Consider the following 21,481-nt stretch of genomic DNA (forward strand, 5'->3'; position numbering starts at 1 on the left):
GGTCCGCTCCGTCTCGGTCAGTCGCCGTGGGAGGGACCTCGCCCACGTCGATCGCAATGGGCCGCTCTGCCACGGCGCTGCAACCTGCGGATGTGCGCGCACTCCCGCTGCGACTCAGGGTAGAGACACCGTTCGCTGCGGACGAATCTTTGTCCGGAAAGCCGGAGACCGCTGCCATGGGGCTGGAGCTGCCTGGGCCGACACCGTCCTGGTCCTGTTGGAGGAGTCCGGACTCCAGGACTGCTACGAGCGCTACGCTCCGTCTACTACCCCGGAAACCGCCGTCCCGGCCGGAGGCTGCCACCGATGACTGCCCGTCCCGAGACCGCCCGCACCCTCGACCTGGAACCCCACCCCGAAGGCGGCTGGTACCGCAGGATCTACACCTCGCCCGTCACCGTCCCGCATCCAACCAACCGCGGTCAGCGGCCTTCGGCCACCCTCATCCACTTCCTGCTGGCACCGGAGGAACGGTCCCAGTGGCACACGGTGGCCAGCGACGAGATCTGGCTCTGGCGCGACGGCGGCCCCCTCACCCTGTACATCAGCCCGCCCGGGCCGACACCGACCACCGTCACCGAGTACCACCTGGGACCCCACCGTTCCCCCGGCACCGAGCTCGAGGTGTGCGTGCCCGCCGGCCACTGGCAAAGCGCCTGCCCCGCCTGCGACGAAGAGGTACTGGTGAGCTGCCTGGTGACACCCGGGTTCGACTTCGCCGACTTCACACTCCTCACACCGACGTAGGGGGCGCAAGACTGCCCTCCGGCAAAACCGAAAGCCAGCAAGGCGGACTGCGGTGCGTGCCGTTACCGCTTCGGCCGGCATGCCGTCGTCGCACAGCGCCCCGGCGGCCTCCCGCCCGACCCGGGCAGCGATCCGCTCCAGCACCCCGGCGGCGCGCAGCGCCACCAACGGCACTTCCGCAGCCGCGGTGGTCAGCTGCTCGGCCGCTACAGCTTCAGTGCCTCGACCCCGGCCGCCGGTGATGGTCGGCGTGCGAATGACGTGGCTATTCGGCACTTGTGTCGGCACCGGTGCGCCACGGCCTGTCAGTGTCAACTACCAGGTCGCTGGGGCTACACCGCTGACAACCAGCTGACGAGTCTCCACTGACACTCCCCCGCAGACCATCAGTGGTGGTGGAGCGGTGGCGGGCCCGCCATCGGGGAGACCCACAGCCTTGTCGCCCTCCGCCGCCGCGACGCCGAAGAGTCCGTCACCGCCATCGCCGAGCGCCTCGGCGTCGGCCGCTCCACCCTCCATCGCACCCTCGTCTCGTACGACGAAGCCGCGGCCGCCACAGACGCGCCACGGATCACGGCTCCCCGCGTTGTGCAGCCCGACAACCCTCGGTGACCAGCCGAGAACCCAACCCGCCGGTCGGGCAGGTACCGGAGTCGCCGACGGTGTCACCTCAGCCATGTTGTCTACTACAAGGCCTTGTTCATGTTGCATTTGGTTGCCCGGAGGTCTGGAAGATGGACGAGCTGTACCCATCGATCGAGCCGTACGAGAAGGGGATGCTCGACGTCGGCGACGGCAACCTCGTGTACTGGGAGGTCTGCGGCAACCCGGACGGCAAACCCGCACTCGTCGTCCACGGCGGACCGGGATCCGGATGCGGGACCGGGGCACGCCAGTACTTCGATCCGGACCGCTACCGGATCGTCCTGTTCGACCAGCGCGGCTGTGGCCGCAGCACCCCCCACGCAAGCAAACCCACGACCGACATGCGCCACAACACCACCCGGCACCTGCTCGCCGACATGGAGCGGCTTCGGAATCACCTGGGTATCGACCGCTGGCTGCTCTACGGAGGCTCGTGGGGCTCCACGCTGATCCTGGCCTACGCCGAGACCTACCCGGAGCGGATATCCGAGATCGTCATCGCCGCCGTCACCACCACCCGGCGCTCCGAGATCGACTGGCTCTACCGAGGTGCGGGCCGGTTCTTCCCCGAGCAGTGGGAACGCTTCCTCGCAGGAGCCGGCGGCACACCACCGGACGGTGACATCGTCGCGGCCTACGCACACCTGATGGAGCATCCGGACCCCGCGGTACGGGAGAAGGCCACTGCCGACTGGTGCGCCTGGGAGGACGCGGTCCTGTCCGGGGAAACGAACGGCGCCTCCAAGCCGTACGGCGACCGCCCACCGGTCGCGCAACTGGCCCTGGTCCGCATCTGCTCTCACTACTTCTCCCACGGCGCTTGGCTGGAGGAAGGCGCACTCCTGCGCGATGCGCACCGCCTGGCCGGTATCCCGGGCGTGCTGGTCCACGGCAGGCTCGACCTGGCCGGCCCACTCGATACCGCATGGGAACTCGCCCGCGCCTGGCCCGATGCCGAGCTGACCGTCGTCGACAACGCAGGCCATCTGGGCAGCGACACGACCCGCGCCCATGTACTCAAGGCTCTCGACCGATTCGCTCACCAGGGATGAGACCGAACCGCCCGGCAAGGTGCTGGTGGACAGGACGACGAACAAAAACGGCGACCAGCGGCCGGGAGCAGCGCCGGCTCGGCGAGCTCGGCGTGGAGGAGGCCCCACGCGCCCGACCACTGGCCGTGCCGGAGGCGGGGACACGCTTGCGGGTCACGACAGGCCGTAGCGGCGGGCGGACTCCTCCTCCTGGGCGAGGCGGTGCAGTGCCCTGAGTACGGGCTGGAAGAGGATGGTGGCCGCGACGGCGGTCTCCACCTTCTCCGTCTCGGAGGGGTGGCTCTCCACGAAGTCCAGGTCCCGTACGGCCGCTTGGTGCATCAGCCGGCCGTACGGGGCCATCAGCTCGGCGTCCCACGGGTAGCCGAGCCGGTTGAGCGTGGCCACCGCCACCACCAGCGAGCGGTGGACGGGCGAAAGCGGCCCCAGTTCCCGGGCGGTCGTCCAGCCCAGCATGTCGAGCAGCAGGTCCACCTCGGCGCGGGCGGCGACCACGGCCTCGTCCGCGCCGCCCTCCGCGCCCTCCACACCCTCCGCGCCCTCGTCCGGTCCGTCCTCCTGGGGCAGGGCCCAGAGCGCCGCGCCCAGCCGGATCGTCCGGCCCAGCGAATCGTCGTCGACGTGCCCGAGCACCTCCCTGACCGTCGCCACCGGGACCTTGCCGACCTGGATCATCGCGCGGACCAGCCGCAGCCGCCGCAGGTGGTCCTCGTCGTAGTCGGCGGTCGTCGCGCTGACGCGACGGCCCGGCGGCAACAGCCCTTCGCGCAGGTAGTACTTGATCGTCGCGATGGCCACACCGCTCCGCTCACTCAACTCCGCGAGCCGCACTCTTGAACCTTCCCTTGGGCAGTGCCACTATCCAACCATCTGACGGTTGGACAGCAACGCTATCCAATAAGGCGATCGGGAGGCCGGCGTGTTCGCGAAACCCTTACCGGGCCGTACCACCGCAGCCGCTGAGGGGGACGTCGTCGTCCTGCTCATCGGGATGCGCATCAACCGCTTCCGGGCCGTTCACCAATGGCTGCCCGTGGTGCTGGCGATGCCCCGCATGCTCCGCGAACTGGCCCGGGACAAGAGCCGGGGCCTGCTCGGGCACGTCCTGCTGACCGCCTCGCCGCGCACGTACTACGTGGTCCAGTACTGGGAGTCCAAGGAGAAGCTCTACGCGTACGCCGCGGCCCCGGACATGCTCCACCACAAGGCGTGGTCGATCATCAACCGCAAGGAACGCGAGTCCAAGCTGCACGGGCACGTGGGCCTGTGGCACGAGTCCTACATCGTGCCCGAGGGGTCGTACGAGGCGATCTACTTCGACATGCCGCCCTTCGGGCTGGCCGCGGCCACCGGGGCGCTGCCCCTCGAACGCCGCGGCCGGCGCGCGGCCGACCGGTTCGCCCACCGCTCGTCCGCCGCCGAACCCGCCCCGTGAGCCGGCCCTCCCCCTGAGCCGGCCCCCGCGGTCACCGCCGGCGCCTCGTCGCGATGGCGGCCCGGATCCGGACGGTCCGGCCGTAGCCACCGGCGGGGGCGTGGTCCAGCAGGGCCTGCCGCAGCTCGGACTCGAAGGCGGCCCTGCGGTCGCCGAACAGGGCCGGGCCGCAGGAGGGGCAGGAGAACCGGAGGCCGACCACCTCGTCCACGGTGTGGCGCAGGGTCTGGTCCCACGTGACGGTCTCGACGCGGGAGAACGGGGACTTGGCGAGATGGTCCTCGGCGTCCTCCGGGCCGCCCGACCGGACCACGTCGTCCCACTCGTCCGCCCCGTCGGGGCCGGGTCCGAGGAACCGCGCGCACACCTCGTCCACGACATCCGCCCAGGGCGGGCGCGGGACGCCGGGCCGGGGCACGGAGTCGACGAGGACGATCGCGCCCCGGGGTGCGAGCACGGCGTCCAGATCGGCCGGCACCCGGTCGCGGTCCATCAGGTGGAAGGCCCTGCCGATGACGCACAGGTCGATCCGGGGCAGGCAGAGCCGGCCGATGCCGGCGGCGTCACCCACCAGCCAGGAGGTGTTCGCGAGGCCGCGCTCCTCGGCGAGCCGGGACCCCTCGGCGAGCATGGCGGGCTCCGGGTCGACGGCGTAGACCTGATCGGCCAGCGGGGCCAGGGCCAGGGTGATCGGGCCGGGCCCGGCGCCGAGGTCCAGTACGGTCTGCGACCCGTCGAGCGCGAACCGGTCCGCGAGCAGCTCGTAGAACTCCGCCGGGTACGGGGGCCGGTAGCGGGCGTAGTACGGAGCTGCGGACGCGTACGGGGTGCTCATGGGGTCCTCCCGGGCCGGGGTCGATCCGCCGATGGTGGGGCACAACCCGGCGTCCGGCGGCGACCGGCACCGGAAATCCCCCGTACGGATTCCCCGGCCGCCCCTCCCGAACGGTTCCGTCAGGTCGCCGCCGCCGGCCGGTGTCCTCCGTTCGTGAAGGGATCGAGGCGGCGCCGGCGCCGGCTGATCGAGTCGGGGTCCCAGCCCGGCCGGGGCACGGAGGCCAGCAAGAGCTTGGTGTAGGGGTCCCGGGGCGAGGTGAGGAGCTCGGAGACCGGGCGGTGTTCCAGGGTCCGGCCCCGGTACATGACGAGGGCCTCGTCGCAGACGTAGCGGACCACGGCCAGGTCGTGGCTGACGAAGACCAGCCCGATGCCGGTGTCGCGCCGGATGTCCGACAGCAGGTTGAGCACCTGCGCCTGCACGGAGACGTCCAGGGCCGACACCGCCTCGTCGAGGACCAGCACGGCGGGTTCCACCGCCAGCGCCCGGGCGATCGCCGCGCGTTGGCGCTGCCCGCCCGAGAGGCGGCGGGGCAGGGCGGCCGCCTCGCGGTCGCCGAGGCCGACCTGGGCCAGCAGTTCACGGACCCGGGCCGCCCGCGCCGCGCGGTCGCGGGTCCCGTGCAGTCGGAGCACGTCGTCGATCGTCGCGCCGATGCTGAGCCGGGCGTCCAGGGAGAGGTAGGGGTCCTGGAAGACGATCTGTACGGCCTTGGCCCGGGCCAGCCGCGCCGGTCTGCCCCGTACGGACGCGGCCAGCGGCTCGCCCTGGACGAGGATCCGGCCCGCGTCGGGGCGTTCGAGGCCGATCAGCATCCGGGCCGTGGTGGTCTTCCCGGAACCGGACTCTCCGACGATGCCGAGGGCCCCGCCCGCCCGGAGGGTGAACGACAGGTCGTCGACCGCGACGACCTCGGTGCCTCCGGTCCGGTAGGTCTTGCGCAGGCCGCTCACTTGGAGCAGGGGGGCGGTGGGGTCGGTGGGGTCGGTGGTGCGCTCGGTGGTCAACGGTCCTCCGTGCGGGATGCGAGGGAAGGCGCCGGCGGGGCCGCGGCCAGTTCGGCCGTGCGGTGGCACGCGACCTCGCCCGGGCCGTGCCGTTGCAGCGGGGGCGGGGACTGGTCGCAGCGGCCGGGCTCGGCGAAGCGGCACCTGGGTGCGAAGGCGCAGCCGGGAGCGGACTCCAGCAGGCCCATGGGGGCGCCCGGGATGGGGGTGAGGCGGGCGAGCGGGCCGTCGAGCGGCGGTGAGGAACCGAGCAGGCCGGCGGTGTAGGGGTGGCGGGGCGCGGTGAAGAGCTCCCCCACGGGCGCGGTCTCGACGATCCGGCCCGCGTACATGACGTAGATCCGGTCGCTGACCGCGGCCGCGAGCTCGATGTCGTGCGTGATCAGGAGGAGGCCGAGACCGCGTTCGCGCTGGAGGCGTCCCAGGACCGCGAGGATCTCGGCCTGGGTGCTGACGTCGAGTGCGGTGGTCGGCTCGTCGCAGAGCAGCAGCCGCGGTTCCGCGGTGAGGGCGGCGGCGATCACGACGCGCTGGAGCATTCCGCCGGAGAGCTCGTGCGGGTACTGGTTCAGGTGCCGGGCCGGGTCGGGAAGGCCCACCGCCTCGAGCAGTTCGGCGGCCCGGGCGTCGGCCTGGGCCTTGGACCAGCCGTGGACCAGGCGCAGCGGTTCGGTGAGGAAGTCCCCGACGCGGCGTACCGGGTTGATGGCGGCCCGCGGGTCCTGGTAGATCATCGCCGCCTTGTTGGTCCGTACGTCGCGCAGGGCCGCGGCGTCGGCGCCGACCAGGTCGGTCCCGTCGACCCGCACCCGGCCGCCGATGTCGGCGCCCTGCGGGAACAGGCCGAGGGCGGCGCGGGCGGTGACGGATTTCCCGGAGCCGGATTCGCCGACCAGGGCGACGACCTCCCCGGCGCGGACCCGCAGGTCGACGCCGTCCAGGAGGGGGCGGGCCATGGCGGGCAGCGTGACGCTGAGGCCTTCGTATGCGAGCAGTGTCATCAGGAGTCCCTCCCCGCGAGCCGGTCGCCGAGGTTCTCCCCGACGACGTTGAAGGCGACGACCACCAGGACGACCGCCACGGCCGGCGCGATCGCGGACAGCGGCTGCCCCTGGAGCACGGCCGCCTGACCCTGGTTGATCATGGCGCCCCAGTCGGGGGTCGGCGGCTGTACGCCGAGCCCCAGGAACGAGAGGGCGGCGAGGTCGAGCAGGGCGTAGCCGAAGTTCACCGTCGACTGGGCGAGCAGGGTCGGGGCGAGGTTGGGCAGCATCCTGCGGACCGTCACGAACAGGGCGGAGTGGCCCTGCACCTGGTAGGCGGCGATGTAGGGGCGGGCCTTCTCCTGGACGGCGAGTCCGCGGACGAGGCGGGCGGTGTACGGCATGTAGGCGATCGCCATGGCGAGGACCGGCGCCGTCATCCCCTTGCCGAAGAGGGCCACCGCGAGGATCGCCAGGAGCAGCGCGGGGAAGGCGAAGACGACGTCGAGCACCCGGCCGGTGACGGCGTCGATCCAGCCGCCGCGCCAGGCGGTGAACAGGCCGACCGCCGTGCCGAGGAGGGTGGAGAAGAGCACCACGGCGAGGGGTCCGGCGAGGCTGGTGCGGGTACCGGCGATCAGCGCCGAGAAGGTGTCGTGGCCGCCCTGGTCGGTGCCCAGCCAGTGGTCGGCGCTCGGCCCCAGGAGGGTGTCGCCGAGGCGCCCGAAGGTCGGGTCCTGGGGTGCGAGCCACGGCGCGAGCAGCGCCACCAGGACGAACAGGAGGAGGAGCAGCAGGCAGGTCCGCTGGAGCCGGCTGCCGCCGAGGGTCCGGAGCCGGGTCAGCGCGCGGCGGCGCTTGGCCGCCGGGGCGGCCGGGGCGGTCTGCGCGGCCTGTGCGGCCGGCTCGGTGTTCGCGGTGTGTGCGGTCATCGTGCGCTCCCCGCCGCGGCCATGCGCGGATCGATCAGCGGGTGCACCAGGTCGACGAGGGCGTTGACCACGACGAACGCGGCCACCACCAGCAGGACGATCGCCTGGACGACCTGGAAGTCCAGCTGGTCCACCGACTGCACCAGCAGGGAGCCCACTCCGGACATCCCGAAGGCGGTCTCCACGATGGCGGTGCTGACCAGCATCCCCGAGACCAGGAGCCCGGAGACGGTCACGATCGGTCCCAGGGCGTTGCGCAGGACGTGCCGCCGGATGACGGTCCGGCGGGGTGTCCCCCGGCTGAGGGCCACTTCGACGTGCTCGCGGCGCAGTTCGTCGAGCATCGCCGAGCGGGTCACGCGGGTCACCAGTGCCACGAAGGTCACGGACAGGGCCGCGGCGGGGAGCACCACGTGGTGCAGTCGGTCCAGGACTCCGGTGCCGTTCCCGATCGTCGGGAACCAGCCCAGCTGCACGCCCAGCACCGACCTGAGCACGAGCGCGGCGACGAAGGCGGGCGCCGCGGCGCCCACGGTCACCAGGAGCATCAGGGTGCGGTCGGTCCGCGTGCCCCGGCGCAGCGCGCCGACGATGCCGGATCCGAGGCCCACCACCGCGATCATCAGGGCCGCCACGCCGATCAGCAGCATGGAAGCGGGCAGCCGCGACCAGATGACCGAAGAGACGTCCTGGTGGAAGAGGTAGGAGCGGCCGAAGTCGCCGTTCAGGACGCCCTCCAGCCAGTTCCAGTACCGGACCAGGAAGGGCTCGTCGAAGCCGTACTGGCGGCGGATCTCGGCGAGTTCCTGCGGGCTGGGGCTGCGCCCCTTCACGAGGAAGGAGGCGGGGTCGCCCGGCGCCAGGAACAGCGAGGAGAAGACGAGGAAGGAGGTGACGAGCAGGGTCGCCGCCATGCCGGCGAGTTTGCGCAGCACGCGTCCGGCCCGTGCCACCGCGACCGTCATCCCTTCGCCCCGATCTCGGCCGCCCACGGGTAGTAGAGGTAGGCGATGGACGGCTTGACGCCGGTGATCCGCTTGCCGAGGAACACGCTCACGGGCTGGGTGTAGAGGGGCAGCCAGGGCAGTTCGCGCATCGCGATCCGCTGGGCCTCGGCGTTGGCGGCCATGTGCTCGACGGGGTCGTGGCTCGCGATCGCCTTGTCGACGGCCTGGTCGAAGGCGGGGTCGGACCAGTTGCCGTAGTTGCTGAAGGCGCCCGTCTGCAGGGAGCCGTACATGTCCAGCGGGTCGGTGATGGAGGTGTACCAGAAGGTGAGGAAGAGGTCGATGCCCTCGCGCGCGGCCGGGTCGGTGAACAGCGTCGTGTACTTCTCCGCGGAGACGGAGTCGATCTGCGGCTTCAGTCCGATGGCCGTGGCGGCCTGGGCGACGGCCTGCGTGATGATGGTCGTCTGGGAGTCCAGCGGGCTGGTCGCGATCACGACCTTCTGGCCGTTCACTCCGGCCTCGGCGGCGAGCGCCTTGGCCTTGGCCGGGTCGTAGGGGTACGTGGGGAGTTCCTTGAGGATGGCGTCGCGGCTCGTGACGGGCCCCTCGTTCCAGAGGTTCTCGGTGATGAGCGAGTCGGCGACCTCGCCGACCCCGCCTGCGCCGGCCTTGACGATGCCCTCGCGGTCGATGGCCATCAGCAGGGCCCTGCGCACCCGGGCGTCGCCGAGCGGGCCCTTGAGGTTTCCGACCACCTCGTCGGCGACGGTGGTGTTGCGGCCGAAGTAGAGGGTTCCGGCCTGGGTGTCGCGCAGTTGGGAGTAGGCGTTCGGCGGGACCATCCAGCCGCCGTCGACCTCACCGCTCTGGAAGGCGTTGACGCGGGTCGTCGGGTCGGCCAGGAAGACGAACTTCGCCTCGCCGGACTTGGCCTTGAGGGCCGGGTTCCAGTAGTCGTCGAACCGCTTGAGCGTGAGGGACTGGCCGGAGGTCCAGGAGCCGAAGGAGAACGGGCCGGTGCAGTTCACGCCGGTCTGCGGATTGCCGTAGTTCTTGCCGGCCTTGGCGAGGGTGGCGGCGGACTCCACCGTGCCCGGGCTGGCGGCGAGGTACTTGTTGAAGGTGGAGTCGGGCTGCGCCAGGGTGACGGTGACCTCCATCGGCCCGGTGCGGTCGACCGACTTCACGTTGCGGAAGGGGTAGGCCCAGACGCTGGCCGTCTCCGGGTCGATGTTGCGGCGCAGCGAGGCCACGACGTCGTCGGCGGTGAGCGTGGTCCCGTCGTGGAAGCGCACGCCGGGCCGTATCTGGTAGACCCAGGTGGTGGGCGTGGGGTTGGTGTACGAGGAGGCCAGGTTCGGCGAGGTCGTCAGATCGGGGTTCCAGCGGAGCAGGCTCTCGCAGACGTTGGCGAGGATCTGGTTGGGCGGGTAGTCGAAGGAGTAGGCGTAGTCGATGGTGGTCGGCTCCGCGAAGATCGACCAGGTGAAGGAGTCCACGGCGCCGGCGGCGGCCGGCGTCGCGTCGGTGAGCTCGAAGGCGGTGGCTCCGTCCTTCTGTCCGCCCGTGGTGCCGCTGCACGCGGTGGTGACGAGCAACGCGCCCGCCGCGAGGGCGGTCGCCAGGGCGTGGCGGATGCGGCTGCGTCGGTGGTGCGGCGATCCCGATGTGGCTGATGACATCGTCTGGCTCCCTGAGGGGTGAGCGTGGTGGGGTTCGTGCTGCTCGGCCGGTGGCGGCCCGGCCGGTGACTGCCCGGTCCGCCGGCAGTCCGTGATCGGTGTGCCGGTGCTCAGTCCGTCGCGGCGAAGACGAGTTCGCCGTCGAGGTAGGTCCGGAGCACCCGGGTGTCGGCGATCTCCTCGCCGGGGTGGGCGAAGGGATCGCGGTCGAGGACGACGAGGTCCGCGTACTTGCCCGCCTCGACGGTTCCGGTGACCTCGTCGAGGTGGTTCACCCAGGCGCTGCCCGCGGTGTAGGCGGTCAGTGCCTGGGAGAGGGTCAGCGCCTGCTCGGGGAAGAAGGGCGGCAGGGGTTCGAAGGTCCCGGACGGGTGGGGGGCCTCGTCGGGTACGGCGCGGTTGACGGCGACGTGGATGCCCCACAGCGGGTTGGGGCTGCTCACCGACCAGTCGCTGCCTGCGACGAGGCGGGTGCCGGCGCGCTGCAGGTCGCCGAAGGGGTACTGGAGGGCGGCCCGTTCGGGTCCCAGGAAGGGGATCGTCAGCTCGTCCATCTGGGGCTCGTGCGCGGCCCACAGTGCCTGGATGTTCGCGGCGGCTCCCAGGCTCGCGAAGCGGGCGATGTCGTCGGGGTGGACGATCTGCAGGTGGGCGAGGTGGTGGCGGTTGTCGTTGGCTCCGTTGGCCGCCCGGGCCGCGGCGAGGGCGTCGAGCACCTCGCGCACGGCGCGGTCCCCGAGCGCGTGGAAGTGGAGCTGGAAGCCCGAGCGGTCGAGCCGGGACACCGCCTCGGTGAGCAGTTCCGGGTCGATGAAGCTGAGCCCGGAGTTCGCGGTGGCACAGCCGCAGCCGTCGAGGTAGGGCTCCAGCAGGCCGGCCGTGAAGTTCTCGGCGATGCCGTCCTGCATGATCTTGATGCTGGTGGCGTTGAAGCGGCCCACCTGTCCGGTGCGGCGGCGCTCCTCCAGTTCGGGTATCTGTTCCAGGCCGCGTTCGCGGTCCCACCACAGGGCGCCGACGACGCGGGCGCGCAGGGAGCCCTCCCGCGCCGCCCGCAGGTAGACCCCGTAGTTGTCGGGGTTGCCGGGGAAGGCGCCGATCATGGCGTCCTGCCAGCTGGTCACGCCGAGGGAGAAGAGGTGCTCCTGTGCGGCGAGCAGGCCGGCGTGCGCCTCGTCGGGCGTCGCGATGGGCACGTGGCGGGCCACCAGGTCCACGGCGCCCTCCTGGAGGGTGCCGGCCGGGGTCCCGTCGGCCTCCCGCTCGATCCGGCCGTCCGCCGGATCGGGGGTGGTGCGGTCCACGCCCGAAAGTGCGAGCGCGCGGGTGTTGACCCAGGCTCCGTGGCCGTCGCGGTTGGTGAGCATGACGGGCCGGTCCGCCACCACCGCGTCGAGCATGGCGCGCGTCGGCGTGCCCCCGGGGAAGACGTCCATGGACCAGCCGCCGCCGCGGATCCAGGCCGCCTCGGGGTGCTCCTTGGCGTACGCGGCGACCACGGCCAGGTAGCCGTCGATGGAGCGCTCCTCGCTCAGGTCGCAGCCGAGCATCTGGACGCCGGCCACCACGGGGTGGACGTGGGCGTCCTGGAACCCCGGGACGAGCAGGCCGCCCGCGAGGTCGACCACCTCGGTGTCCGCGTCCGCGAGGGAGCGGACGGTGGCCTCGTCGGCGACGGCGAGGATCCGTCCGCCCCCGATCGCGACCGCGGCGTCGACGGGCGCCGGCCCGGTCGCGGTGAAGACCTTCCCGCCCACGAATACGGTGTCGGCCCGCTGCCTGTTGTTGGACATCGACGCATCCTCCGGCTCGGCGGGCAGACCCGCACGGCTTGTTTGTTGAGGAGGAGTGAACGGGAGCGCAACATTGTTGTCAACGGTGTTGCGCCGCCTCCGTTCCACATCGTTACACTGGCCCCACCATGCCGAAGCCATCCGACGCACCCGCCCGGTCCAAGCGCGCGGGCAGCCAGCTCACACCCGACGCGATCATCGAAGCGAGCCTGCGCATCGCGGCCCGCGGCAGTGCGGACGCGTTCACCGTCCGGCGCCTCGGCGAGGAGCTCGGCGCCGACCCGACCGCGATCTACCGGCACTTCCGCGACAAGGACGAGCTGCTGCTGTCCGTCGCCGACCGCACCCTCGGCGAGGTGCTCGACAGCATCCCCGACGGGCTCGACTGGAAGGGCCGGCTGCGGGCGCTCGCCGACGGCTCACTGGAGGTGGCGCTGAAGTACCCGGTGGTCGGATCGACCATGGCCAGCCGGACGACCCGGCGGCCCAACGAGTTCCGGGTGGTCGAGCTGATCCTCGGCGCCGTCAGGGAGGCCGGGCTCGACGGCGCCGAGGCGGCCGTCCACTACCGGATGGTCGGCGACTCGCTCCTCGCGTACGTCGGCCAGCGCGCCGCGTACCTGCTGTTCGACCCGGACATCAGGGCGGCCGACGAGTCCTCCTGGAGCCGGGAGTACCGCTTGGTCGACGCGGCGGGGTTCCCGAACATCACCCGACTGAGCACGCAGCTCGCCGAGGTGACGGACGAGCAGATCTTCCTGGCCAGGGTGGAGGCGCTGATCACCGCGATCGAGAAGCGGGTGGAGGACCTCCGCGCGGACTCCTCGCACTGAAATGTCATGGCATTGACACAACGCGACAGCGAGATCAAAAAGTGCTCGCGGGAAGCAGCCCGCCTATGTAATCTGAGCGAGCTTCAAACCTGATCGCGTTCAAAAACTAAAATGGGGGGGCCGGTGCGTAATCGCCGACTCATGCTTTCCACCGCCGCAATCGTCGCGGCCGGTGTCGGACTCGTCCCGGGTGTCGCCAACGCGACGGGCCAGGACGGAGCCAAGGGGACGGACCACCGGGGGGTGTCCGTTCCCGACCTCGATCTGAACAAGATCGCGGCCAAGGCGTACAAGGAGGGAACCACCTCCAGCCCTGCTTCCAAGACGGTCCACCCGGCCGGCAAGGGCGGCAAGCAGGCCGCGGACGCCGCCGCCGAGCCGACGGTCTCCCTGGAGGCCGACACCGTCAGCGCCCACGGCGTGGAGCTGCGGCTCGCCGTCACCAGCGACCCGGGCACCGCGCTCGGCGTGCTCGTCGAGTGGGGCGACGGCAGCCAGATACAGGTGGGCGCCAACGGCCCCACCAACCTGACCGAGAACCACGTGTACGCCAAGGCCGGCGTCTACACCGTCAAGGTCTCCCTGATCGACGGCAGCGGAGTCCGCGGCACCAACCAGATCGTCCTGGCGACCGCGGGCAACGAGTTCACCCCGCACACCCCGACCCGTCTGCTGGACACCCGCGCGGGCATCGGTGCGCCCGCGAAGAAGGTGCCCGCCTTCGGGACCGCCCGCATCAAGGTCGGCGGCGCCGCGCAGATCCCGGCCGGTGTGACCGCCGTGGCCCTGAACGTCACCGTCACCAACCCCTCGAAGGACGGACACGTCCGCGTGTACGCCGAGGGCGGCGAGGTGCCGACCACGTCGAACGTCAACTACACCCCGGGGCAGACCGTCCCGAACATGGTGATCGCGTCGGTCGGCCAGAACGGCTACGTGGACATCTACAACCACGGCGCGGGCGAGCTCGACCTCATCGCCGACGTCACCGGCTACTTCTCCAAGTCCGCCGCCAGCGGCTACACCTCGCTGAACCCGAGCCGTATCGTCGACACCCGCGAGGGCCTCGGCACGGGCACGGGCAAGGTCCCGGGCTACGGCAGCTTCAGCACCCAGGTGCACGGCCGCGGGGGCGTCCCGTCGAGCGCCAAGGCCGTCGCGCTCAACGTGACCGTCCACGAGCCGAACATGGAAGGTCACCTGACCGTCTACCCCGGCGGCGCGGCCCCGACCTCGTCGAACCTGAACTTCGGCCAGGGCCAGACCATCGCCAACTCGGTCATCGTCCCGATCGGCCCCGACGGCAAGATCAGCATCCGCAACGGTGCCGGCGCCGGGACCCACGTGATCGTCGACGTCGTGGGCTACTACAGCCCCGAGAGCGAGAGCGCGCTGATCCGCACCGCCCCGAGCCGCTGGTTCGACACCCGTGAGTGGGGCAACCCGCTCGACGGCCGCTCCTACATCTACGGCCGGGTCGCGGGCGGGGACACGAACGTCACCGCGCTCGTCACCAACGCCACCGTCACCAACCCCGAGGGCACCGGCTTCCTGACGGTCTCCCCGGACCCCAACTCGTGGGCCGCCTACGAGGGTGGCTGGGAGACGTGGCCGACGCCGCCGAACTCCTCCAACCTCAACTGGACCTACCGCAAGACCGTCCCGAACCTGGTCCAGGCGAGCTCCGGCGTCAACAACGTGATCGACTTCTGGAACATGGGCTACCAGTCCACGGACCTGCTGGTCGACACCTTCGGCTTCTACGCCAAGAACTGACGCCCGGCCCACCGGCAGGACCTGCCGGCTGAACCGCCCGCACGGCGCTCCGGGAGCGGACCCCAGTGGTCCCGCTCCCGGGGCGCCGTGCCGCGTTTTCCGGCACGGCTCCGGCCCCGGCCCCGCCCCGGCCCCGCCCCGGCCCCGCATCAGTTCGACGGGGTCAGCCGCTCCCACAGGAAGGTGTGGACGAGGGCCTCGTTGAAGGCGGTCTGCCGGTGGTCGGTGGCGCCCGCGTGGCCCCCGCCGAGGTGCTCGTGGAAGAGGACCGGATGCCCGAACTCGCGCAGCCGGGCGGCCATCTTGCGGGCGTGGCCCGGGTGGACGCGGTCGTCGCGGGTGGAGGTGAGCAGGAGCAGCGGCGGGTACGCCGGCCCGTCCGCCCGGACCTGGTGGTACGGGGAGATCCGCTCCAGGTGGGGCCGGTCGGCGGGGCTGTCGGGGTCCCCGTACTCGGCGATCCAGCTGGCGCCGGCGAGCAGTTTGTGGAAGCGGAGCATGTCCAGCAGCGGCACGTGGGCGACGACCGCCCCGAACAGCTCCGGTTCCCGGGTGAGCATCGCGCCCATCAGCAGTCCGCCGTTGCTGCCGCCCTCGATGCCCAGCTGGGCGGGGGTGGTGATGTCCCGGGCGGTGAGGTCCCGGGCGACGGCGGCGAAGTCCTCGTACGCCCGGACCCGGTTCGCGCCGAGGGCCGCCCGGTGCCAGTCCGGCCCGTACTCGTGCCCGCCCCGGATGCCCGCGACGACGTAGGTGCCGCCCCGCGCGAGCCAGGCCCGCCCGGTGAGCGCGCTGTACTGCGGGACCATGGAGATCTCGAAGCCGCCGTACCCGTAGAGCAGGGTGGGGCCGGGGCCGGGGCGGTCCTCGGGTCCGACGACGAAGTACGGGACCCGCGTGCCGTCCGCGGAGGTCGCGAAGTACTGGCGCACGGCGAGGCCGGCGGTGTCGAAGAGCGCCGGGCTCTGCTTGACGCTCTCGCCGTCGCCGCCGGCGGTGCCCCGGTAGAGGGTGGACGGCTGGAGGAAGCCGGAGACGTGGTGGAAGTACTCGTCGCTCACGTCCGGGTCGGTGGTGGTGACCGAGGCGGTGGACAGCGGCGGTACGCCCGGCAGCGGGGCCCGCTGCCAGCCGCCGGGCCCCGGGGTGAGGAGCTCCATCCGCGAGGAGACGTCGGCGCGGGTGCTGAGGATGAGGTGGTTGCGCGTCCAGCTGTATCCGGCGAGCGCGGTGCGCTCGTCCGGGGTGAACAGCACCTCGGCCTCCCGCTCCCCCGCCAGGAAGGCGTCGAAGTCGAAGGCGAGCAGGCTGCCCGCGGGGTGGCCGAGCCAGGGTGCCTTGGTGGTGACGGTCAGCCACTGCCGGTGGACGGAGGCACCCGCGTCGTCCGGTACGTCGATCTTCACCGGCGGGCCGGCCGGGTCCTCCGGGAGGAGGAAGAGCTCCTTGTTCCAGAAGTCGATCTGGCGGTGGACGAAGTCCCGCTCGAAGCCGGGGGTGTCGTCGTGCCATCCGGTGGCGGACAGGTCCGAGGGCCGGCCCTCGTAGACCGGCTCCGCGTCTGCGAGGGGGGTGCCGCGCCGCCAGCGGCGCACCTGGAGCGGGTAGCCGGACGCGGACATCGAGCCGGGGCCGAAGTCGGTCCCGATCCAGATCCGGTCGTGGTCGATCCACCCGATCCGGGTCTTGGCCTCCTCGACCGTGAACCCGTCCTCGACGAACGCCAGGGTCTCCAGGTCGAACTCGCGCACGACGCAGGCGTCGGCGCCGTCCCGCGACAGCATGACCAGGGCGTGCCGGTGTTCGGGGGCCAGGACGCTGCTGCCGGCCCAGGCCCACTTCTCGTCCTCTGCCTCGGCCAGTGCGTCCAGGTCCAGGAGCACCTCCCAGGCCGGCCGCTCCGTGCGGTACTCCTCGAGCGTGGTCCGCCGCCACAGCCCGCGCACGTGGTCGGCGTCCTGCCAGAAGTTGTAGAGGTGGCGGCCGCGGCGGACGACGTACGGGATCCGGCCGTCGTCGTCCAGCACCTCGCGCATCTCCTGCTCGAGCACCTTGAACCCGGGGGCACCGGTCAGCGCCTCCACGGTCTCGGCGTTGCGCTCCCGGACCCAGTCGAGGGCGGCCTCTCCGGATACGTCTTCCAACCAGAGGTAGGGGTCTTCATCGCTCATCAGGCGATTGTGCAGGAAGACGGGCCGCGCGCAGGGCCGAGTGCACCGACCAGACCACCGAGACCAGCGGGACCGCGACCACCGCGCCGACCACTCCGGCGGCGATGGCCCCCGCGACCACCGAGATCGCCACCACCAGGGGGTGCAGCCGTACCGCCCGGCTCATCACCAGCGGATGCAGCAGATGGCCCTCGATCTGGCCGATGACCACGATCAGCGCCACCACGATCGCCGCGACGAGCGGCCCCTGCGCGGCCAGCGCGACCACCGCGGCGACCGCCAGCGCGACCGGCGACCCGATCAGGGGGATGAAGGCCGCGAAGAACTCCAGTACCGCCAGCGGAACGGCCAGCGGGACCCCGAGGAAGTACAGCGCCACTCCGACGAGGACGGCGTTCGTCGCCGCGACCAGCAGGATGCCGTGGGTGTAGCCGGTGAAGGTGCGCCAGGCCGCCCGCCCGCCGATCGCCACCCGCTCGCGCGCCGACTCGGGCAGCTGCGCGCAGAACCACGACCACTGCCGGTCGCCGCCGTGCAGGAAGAAGACCGAGCAGAAGACGGCGAGGGCGAGGACGGTCAGGACGTGCACCAGCCGGCCGGCTCCGCTGACCGCCTGGCTGAGCAGCGTGGAGCGGTGGCTGGAGAGGTACTCCCCGATCCGGGACTGGACGTCGGAGAGCGCGCGCGGGTTCAGCCGGAAGGGCGGCCGCTCCAGCCATGCCTCGATGCTGGCGAGTCCCTGGCGGAACTCCCGGACCAAGGTCGTGCTCTCCCCCGCCACGGCCTCGCCGACCAGCGTCAGCACGCCCAGCACCAGCAGCGCGCTGCCGACGAGGGTCACGGCGACGGCGAGCGTGCGGGGGACCCTGCGGGCGAGGCGCCCGGTGGGCGACCACAGCAGCGCCGCGACGACGAGGCCGAGGAAGAGGGCCACGGCGATCTCGTGGAAGCGGCCCAGCACGGCGAAGACCGCGTAGACGGCGGCGCCGACGACCAGCAGGCGCCAGGCGTACGACGCGGCCGTACGCAGGAACGGCGACACCGGCGGCATGGTCCATGGATGCCACCGCGGGCCCCCGTTGCCACGGGCGGGGCCCTTGATTCGCCCGTCCGGGGCGGGCCCGCGGGCGTTCCGGCGCCCGGCGTCCGGCGCCTGAGCGGGGAAAACCCTTTGCGCGGGCGCGGGCACCCGTCGACGATGGCCTCTCGTGAGTACTTCCCGCCTGGCCACCCTTTTGCCCGACCTCGCCCCGTTCCGGACCGGCCGTGACTTCCGGCTCCTGTTCTACCAGGGGACGGTGACGTACTTCGGCTCCTTCATGGCCATGATCGCGCTGCCGCTGCAGATCAAGCACCTGACGGACTCCCCGCTGGCCGTCGGCGCGATGGGCGCGGTGGAGCTGGTCCCGCTGGTGGTCTTCGGGCTGTACGGGGGCGCCCTCGCCGACGCGGTCGACCGGCGGCGGATGATCCTGCTGACCGAGGCCGGGCTCGGGGTGCTCGCGCTGGTGCTGCTGGTGAACGCGGCCCTGCCGGATCCGCTGCTGTGGCCGCTGTACGTGGTCGCGGCCGGCGTGTCCGCACTGGCCGGGCTCCAGCGGCCGGCCATGGACTCGCTGATGGCGCGGATCGTGCCGCACGACCAGCTGACCGCGGCCGCAGCGCTCAACGGGCTGCGCTACCAGTTCGGGGCGATCGCGGGTCCGGCGCTGGCCGGTCTGGTCGTCGCGTACGCCGGGTACGCCTCGGCCTACTCGATCACCGTCGTGGGCTTCCTCGTCTCCGTGCTGCTGTGTCTGCGGCTCAGTCCTGCGCCGCCGGTACGGGGCGCCGAGCGGCCGTCGCTGCGCGGGATCGCCGAGGGCGCGCGGTACGCGTGGAGCCGGCCCGTGCTGCTGGGGACGTACGCCGTCGACCTGGCGGCGATGCTCTTCGCCTTCCCGAACGCGATCTTCCCCTTCCTCGCGGACGAGCTGGACGCGGTGTGGGCGCTGGGGCTGATGTACGCGGCGGGGGCGGTGGGTTCCCTGGTGTTGGGGCTGACCAGCGGCTGGGTGTCCCGGATCCGGCGGCACGGGCTGCTGGTGGTGGCCGGGGCGACGGTCTGGGGGCTGGCGATCGCGGCCGCGGGCGCGTCCGGCGGCATCTGGGTCGTGCTGCTGTGCCTCGCGGTGGCGGGCGCCGGCGACATGCTGAGCGGGCTGGCGCGCGCCACGATCTGGAACCAGACGATCCCCGAGGAGCTGCGGGGCCGGCTCGCGGGGATCGAGGTGCTCTCGTACAGCGTGGGCCCGCAGCTGGGCCAGGTCCGGGCGGGCACGATGGCCGGATGGACCGGTACCCGGCCGGCCTTCTGGAGCGGCGGTCTGGCCTGCGTGGCGTCGGTGGCGGTGCTGGCCGCCCTGCTGCCGAAGCTGATCTCCTACGACGCCGACACCGACGAGGACGCCCTGCGCCGCCGGGCGGCCCGGGAGGCGGGGGCGGAGTCGAGCGGTGCGGTGGCCTGACGGCCGCCCGGGCTCAGCCCTCCTTCTCGGCGAGGATCCGGTCGGCCGCGTAGTGCGGGCAGTTGCCGGCGTGCCAGGTCACCGAGAGCGAACAGGCTCCGGTCCGCAGGGTCCGCACCGCGCCGTCGGCGGCGGTGGCCTTACAAAACGGGCACACGACGGTCTCCGGGCGCAGTAGATCGAACATGCCGTGTCCTTCCCGCAGCATTCTCACACCGGACCAGTCCAGAACTATCAAATCCGGCGCCATTCGGCCCCAGTACCCACAAGTACGGATGGGTATTGGAGGCCGTGGCCGAGCGGGAACAGCGGTGGAACGGCGACGGGGAGGCGTCCTCGGGCGGCTGCCGCGCCGACCAGAACCCGGGCTGCGGCCCGGAGTTCGGTGTCGCTCCACGAGTAGAGGGCCAGGCTCGCCGTCACGTCGGGAAGTTGGACGATGTCATAAGGGTTGCGCAGCGCCACGGCGATGACGGGGACGCCGGTCGCGGTGAGTCGGTCGACCAGAGCGCGCTGTGCGCTGGGCGCGCCGAGGTCGTACGTGCACACCAGCACGGCGTCGTGGCCCCGGGCGGCGGCCTCGGCGCGTGCGATGGCCTCGGGGGTGGGGGCGATCCCGGTGGGGGCGGCGGCCGCGGTGAAGCCGAGCCGTACGAGGGCCTCGGTGAGCACGGTGGTCGGCGCGGCGGTGGTGCCCGTCGGGGCGGCCGGGTCGGCGCCGGTGACCAGCAGGCGGGGGTGGCCGGCGGATGAGAGCGGGAGCAGGCCGCCCCGGTTGGTGAGGACGGTGGTGGCGCGCTCGGCGATCCGGTCCGCGGCCGTCAGGTGCGCGGGGTTTCCGACGACCGCGCGGACGGCGCCGCCGCCGCCCGCGCCGATGCCCCGGACGGTGTCGAGGAGGCCGAGCGCCTGCTTGAGCCGCAGGATGCGCAGGACGGACCGGTCGACGCGCTCCTCGGTGAGTTCGCCCGCGCGGACGGCCCGGATCACCGCCTGATGGGCGCGGGGCAGGCTGGGCGGGTTGAGGAGCTGGTCGCAGCCGGCGAGCAGCGCGCGGACGGGGATCTCGTCGTCCCGGTACTTCTTGCGTACGCCGGCCATGCCGAGCGAGTCGGTGACGATCATACCGCGGTGGCCCAGGCGTTCGCGGAGCAGGCCGGTGACGACGCGGTGGGACAGGGTGGCCGGGTCGCCGGACGGGTCGAGGGCGGGGAGGACGATGTGGGCCGTCATGACCGAGCCGACGCCGGCGGCGACGGCCGCCGCGAACGGGGGTTCGTCGAGGGCTTCCCACTGGGCACGGGTGCGGTCCAGGACGGGCAGGCCGGTATGGCTGTCCTCGGCGGTGTCGCCGTGGCCGGGGAAGTGCTTGGCGGTCGCCGCGACTCCGGCGTCGTGGTAGCCGCGTACCTGGGCGGCGACGAGCGCGGCGACGGCCTTCGGGTCGGGCCCGAAGGAGCGCACGCCGATGACGGGGTTGGCGGGGTTGGTGTTGACGTCGGCGACGGGCGCGTAGTTCTGCCGGATGCCCATCGCGGCCAGTTCCGTGCCCGCGATCCGGGCGGCCGACCGGGCGTCGGCGGGCGCTCCCCCGGCTCCGAGTGCCATCGCGCCGGGCAGCAGGGCGGCCGGGGGGCCGATGCGGGTGACGGCGCCGTGCTCCTGGTCGGTGGAGATCAGCAGCGGTACCGGAACGGGCTGTGCCAGCGCCGCCCGCTGGATGCCGGCGGAGAGGGCGGCGACCTGGAGCGGGTCGCGGATGTTGCGGGTCCTGGCGTAGTAGGCGATCCCGCCGACGTGGTACCGGGCGATCAGCTCGGCCGCGTCGGCGACGCCGTGCAGCCTCCGGTTGGCCCGCTCGTCCGCCGCGTCGGGGGCGGTGGCGCGGTGCCCGTGGACGCGTACGACGAAGAGCTGGCCGACCTTCTGGGCCAGGTCCATGGCGCCGAGCAGGGCGTGCGGCCCGTCCGTGGTGCCGGCGACGGCTCCGGTGGCGTCCGCCATCGTCAGCGCCGCACCCGTCACGGCCGTGGACAGGAACGCCCGGCGCGAAGTCCTCATGGAGCGGACGGTAGCCATCCGCTTTCCCCGATCCGGCCGCGACGCGCAGGAGCGGTCATGAACGGTACG

The 21,481-nt window shown here is 72.3% G+C and carries 19 protein-coding genes; 7 read left to right on the plus strand and 12 right to left on the minus strand.

Annotation, left to right across the window (positions count from 1 at the left end):
- Nucleotides 1–306 precede the first annotated feature (306 nt).
- From AB0D29_RS27215 to pip, 3 genes are all read left to right on the plus strand, one after another.
- Nucleotides 307–747, plus strand: coding sequence for a cupin domain-containing protein (locus AB0D29_RS27215; RefSeq protein WP_362857817.1), 441 nt, complete (start codon nucleotides 307–309; stop codon nucleotides 745–747).
- 417 nt (nucleotides 748–1,164) lie between these two features.
- Nucleotides 1,165–1,359 (plus strand): helix-turn-helix domain-containing protein, encoded by a 195-nt coding sequence (locus tag AB0D29_RS27220; RefSeq protein WP_362857908.1) that lies wholly within the window; start codon nucleotides 1,165–1,167, stop codon nucleotides 1,357–1,359.
- A gap of 122 nt (nucleotides 1,360–1,481) precedes the next feature.
- Nucleotides 1,482–2,444: a prolyl aminopeptidase gene (gene pip, locus AB0D29_RS27225; protein WP_362857818.1), complete on the plus strand. Its 963-nt coding sequence runs from the start codon at nucleotides 1,482–1,484 to the stop codon at nucleotides 2,442–2,444.
- 153 nt (nucleotides 2,445–2,597) lie between these two features.
- Here pip and AB0D29_RS27230 read toward each other — a convergent pair whose 3' ends face one another.
- A complete protein-coding gene (locus tag AB0D29_RS27230) occupies nucleotides 2,598–3,275 on the minus strand; it encodes a MerR family transcriptional regulator (RefSeq protein WP_362857820.1) in 678 nt (225 codons plus the stop codon).
- Nucleotides 3,276–3,363: 88 nt separating this feature from the next.
- Between AB0D29_RS27230 and AB0D29_RS27235 the strand changes: the two genes are divergently transcribed.
- A complete protein-coding gene (locus AB0D29_RS27235) occupies nucleotides 3,364–3,879 on the plus strand; it encodes a DUF4188 domain-containing protein (RefSeq protein ID WP_362857822.1) in 516 nt (171 codons plus the stop codon).
- A 31-nt stretch (nucleotides 3,880–3,910) separates the two neighbouring features.
- On the opposite strand, the gene AB0D29_RS27240 is transcribed toward AB0D29_RS27235, so the two are convergent.
- From AB0D29_RS27240 to AB0D29_RS27270, 7 genes are all read right to left on the minus strand, one after another.
- Nucleotides 3,911–4,714, minus strand: a complete 804-nt coding sequence (locus AB0D29_RS27240; protein ID WP_362857824.1) for a class I SAM-dependent methyltransferase — start codon at nucleotides 4,712–4,714, stop codon at nucleotides 3,911–3,913.
- A 119-nt stretch (nucleotides 4,715–4,833) separates the two neighbouring features.
- Nucleotides 4,834–5,724 carry an ATP-binding cassette domain-containing protein gene (locus tag AB0D29_RS27245; RefSeq protein ID WP_362857826.1) on the minus strand — a complete coding sequence of 297 codons (891 nt, stop codon included), beginning with the start codon at nucleotides 5,722–5,724 and terminating at the stop codon, nucleotides 4,834–4,836.
- Nucleotides 5,721–6,725, minus strand: coding sequence for an ABC transporter ATP-binding protein (locus AB0D29_RS27250; protein WP_362857828.1), 1,005 nt, complete (start codon nucleotides 6,723–6,725; stop codon nucleotides 5,721–5,723). Before AB0D29_RS27250 ends, AB0D29_RS27245 begins: the two co-directional genes overlap by 4 nt.
- The gene (locus AB0D29_RS27255) at nucleotides 6,725–7,639 is read right to left on the minus strand and encodes an ABC transporter permease (protein WP_362857830.1); all 915 of its coding nucleotides are present in this window, start codon (nucleotides 7,637–7,639) and stop codon (nucleotides 6,725–6,727) included. The genes AB0D29_RS27250 and AB0D29_RS27255 overlap by 1 nt, the downstream gene beginning before the upstream one ends.
- Nucleotides 7,636–8,604 carry an ABC transporter permease gene (locus tag AB0D29_RS27260; RefSeq protein ID WP_362857832.1) on the minus strand — a complete coding sequence of 323 codons (969 nt, stop codon included), beginning with the start codon at nucleotides 8,602–8,604 and terminating at the stop codon, nucleotides 7,636–7,638. The genes AB0D29_RS27255 and AB0D29_RS27260 overlap by 4 nt, the downstream gene beginning before the upstream one ends.
- Nucleotides 8,601–10,271 carry an ABC transporter substrate-binding protein gene (locus tag AB0D29_RS27265; RefSeq protein ID WP_362857834.1) on the minus strand — a complete coding sequence of 557 codons (1,671 nt, stop codon included), beginning with the start codon at nucleotides 10,269–10,271 and terminating at the stop codon, nucleotides 8,601–8,603. The genes AB0D29_RS27260 and AB0D29_RS27265 overlap by 4 nt, the downstream gene beginning before the upstream one ends.
- A gap of 110 nt (nucleotides 10,272–10,381) precedes the next feature.
- Nucleotides 10,382–12,064, minus strand: coding sequence for an amidohydrolase (locus tag AB0D29_RS27270; RefSeq protein ID WP_362857835.1), 1,683 nt, complete (start codon nucleotides 12,062–12,064; stop codon nucleotides 10,382–10,384).
- A 128-nt stretch (nucleotides 12,065–12,192) separates the two neighbouring features.
- On the opposite strand from AB0D29_RS27270, the gene AB0D29_RS27275 reads away from it, so the two are divergent.
- Together AB0D29_RS27275 and AB0D29_RS27280 are read left to right on the plus strand one after the other, a co-directional pair.
- Nucleotides 12,193–12,897 carry a helix-turn-helix domain-containing protein gene (locus AB0D29_RS27275; RefSeq protein WP_362857837.1) on the plus strand — a complete coding sequence of 235 codons (705 nt, stop codon included), beginning with the start codon at nucleotides 12,193–12,195 and terminating at the stop codon, nucleotides 12,895–12,897.
- 141 nt (nucleotides 12,898–13,038) lie between these two features.
- A complete protein-coding gene (locus tag AB0D29_RS27280; RefSeq protein ID WP_362857838.1) occupies nucleotides 13,039–14,673 on the plus strand; it encodes a PKD domain-containing protein in 1,635 nt (544 codons plus the stop codon).
- A gap of 149 nt (nucleotides 14,674–14,822) precedes the next feature.
- On the opposite strand, the gene AB0D29_RS27285 is transcribed toward AB0D29_RS27280, so the two are convergent.
- Nucleotides 14,823–16,844 (minus strand): prolyl oligopeptidase family serine peptidase, encoded by a 2,022-nt coding sequence (locus AB0D29_RS27285; protein WP_362857840.1) that lies wholly within the window; start codon nucleotides 16,842–16,844, stop codon nucleotides 14,823–14,825.
- Nucleotides 16,834–17,895 carry an AI-2E family transporter gene (locus AB0D29_RS27290; protein ID WP_362857841.1) on the minus strand — a complete coding sequence of 354 codons (1,062 nt, stop codon included), beginning with the start codon at nucleotides 17,893–17,895 and terminating at the stop codon, nucleotides 16,834–16,836. Before AB0D29_RS27290 ends, AB0D29_RS27285 begins: the two co-directional genes overlap by 11 nt.
- A gap of 157 nt (nucleotides 17,896–18,052) precedes the next feature.
- On the opposite strand from AB0D29_RS27290, the gene AB0D29_RS27295 reads away from it, so the two are divergent.
- Nucleotides 18,053–19,351: an MFS transporter gene (locus AB0D29_RS27295; RefSeq protein ID WP_362857842.1), complete on the plus strand. Its 1,299-nt coding sequence runs from the start codon at nucleotides 18,053–18,055 to the stop codon at nucleotides 19,349–19,351.
- 13 nt (nucleotides 19,352–19,364) lie between these two features.
- On the opposite strand, the gene AB0D29_RS27300 is transcribed toward AB0D29_RS27295, so the two are convergent.
- Together AB0D29_RS27300 and AB0D29_RS27305 are read right to left on the minus strand one after the other, a co-directional pair.
- Nucleotides 19,365–19,538, minus strand: a complete 174-nt coding sequence (locus AB0D29_RS27300) for a hypothetical protein (RefSeq protein ID WP_351291855.1) — start codon at nucleotides 19,536–19,538, stop codon at nucleotides 19,365–19,367.
- A 47-nt stretch (nucleotides 19,539–19,585) separates the two neighbouring features.
- Entirely contained in the window at nucleotides 19,586–21,355 is a 1,770-nt protein-coding gene (locus tag AB0D29_RS27305) for a glycoside hydrolase family 3 N-terminal domain-containing protein (protein WP_362857910.1), read from the minus strand.
- Nucleotides 21,356–21,481: the final 126 nt, after the last annotated feature.

It is taken from the genome of Streptomyces sp. NPDC048424, from assembly GCF_040651555.1.
In the GTDB taxonomy this organism is placed as follows: Bacteria; Actinomycetota; Actinomycetes; order Streptomycetales; family Streptomycetaceae; genus Streptomyces.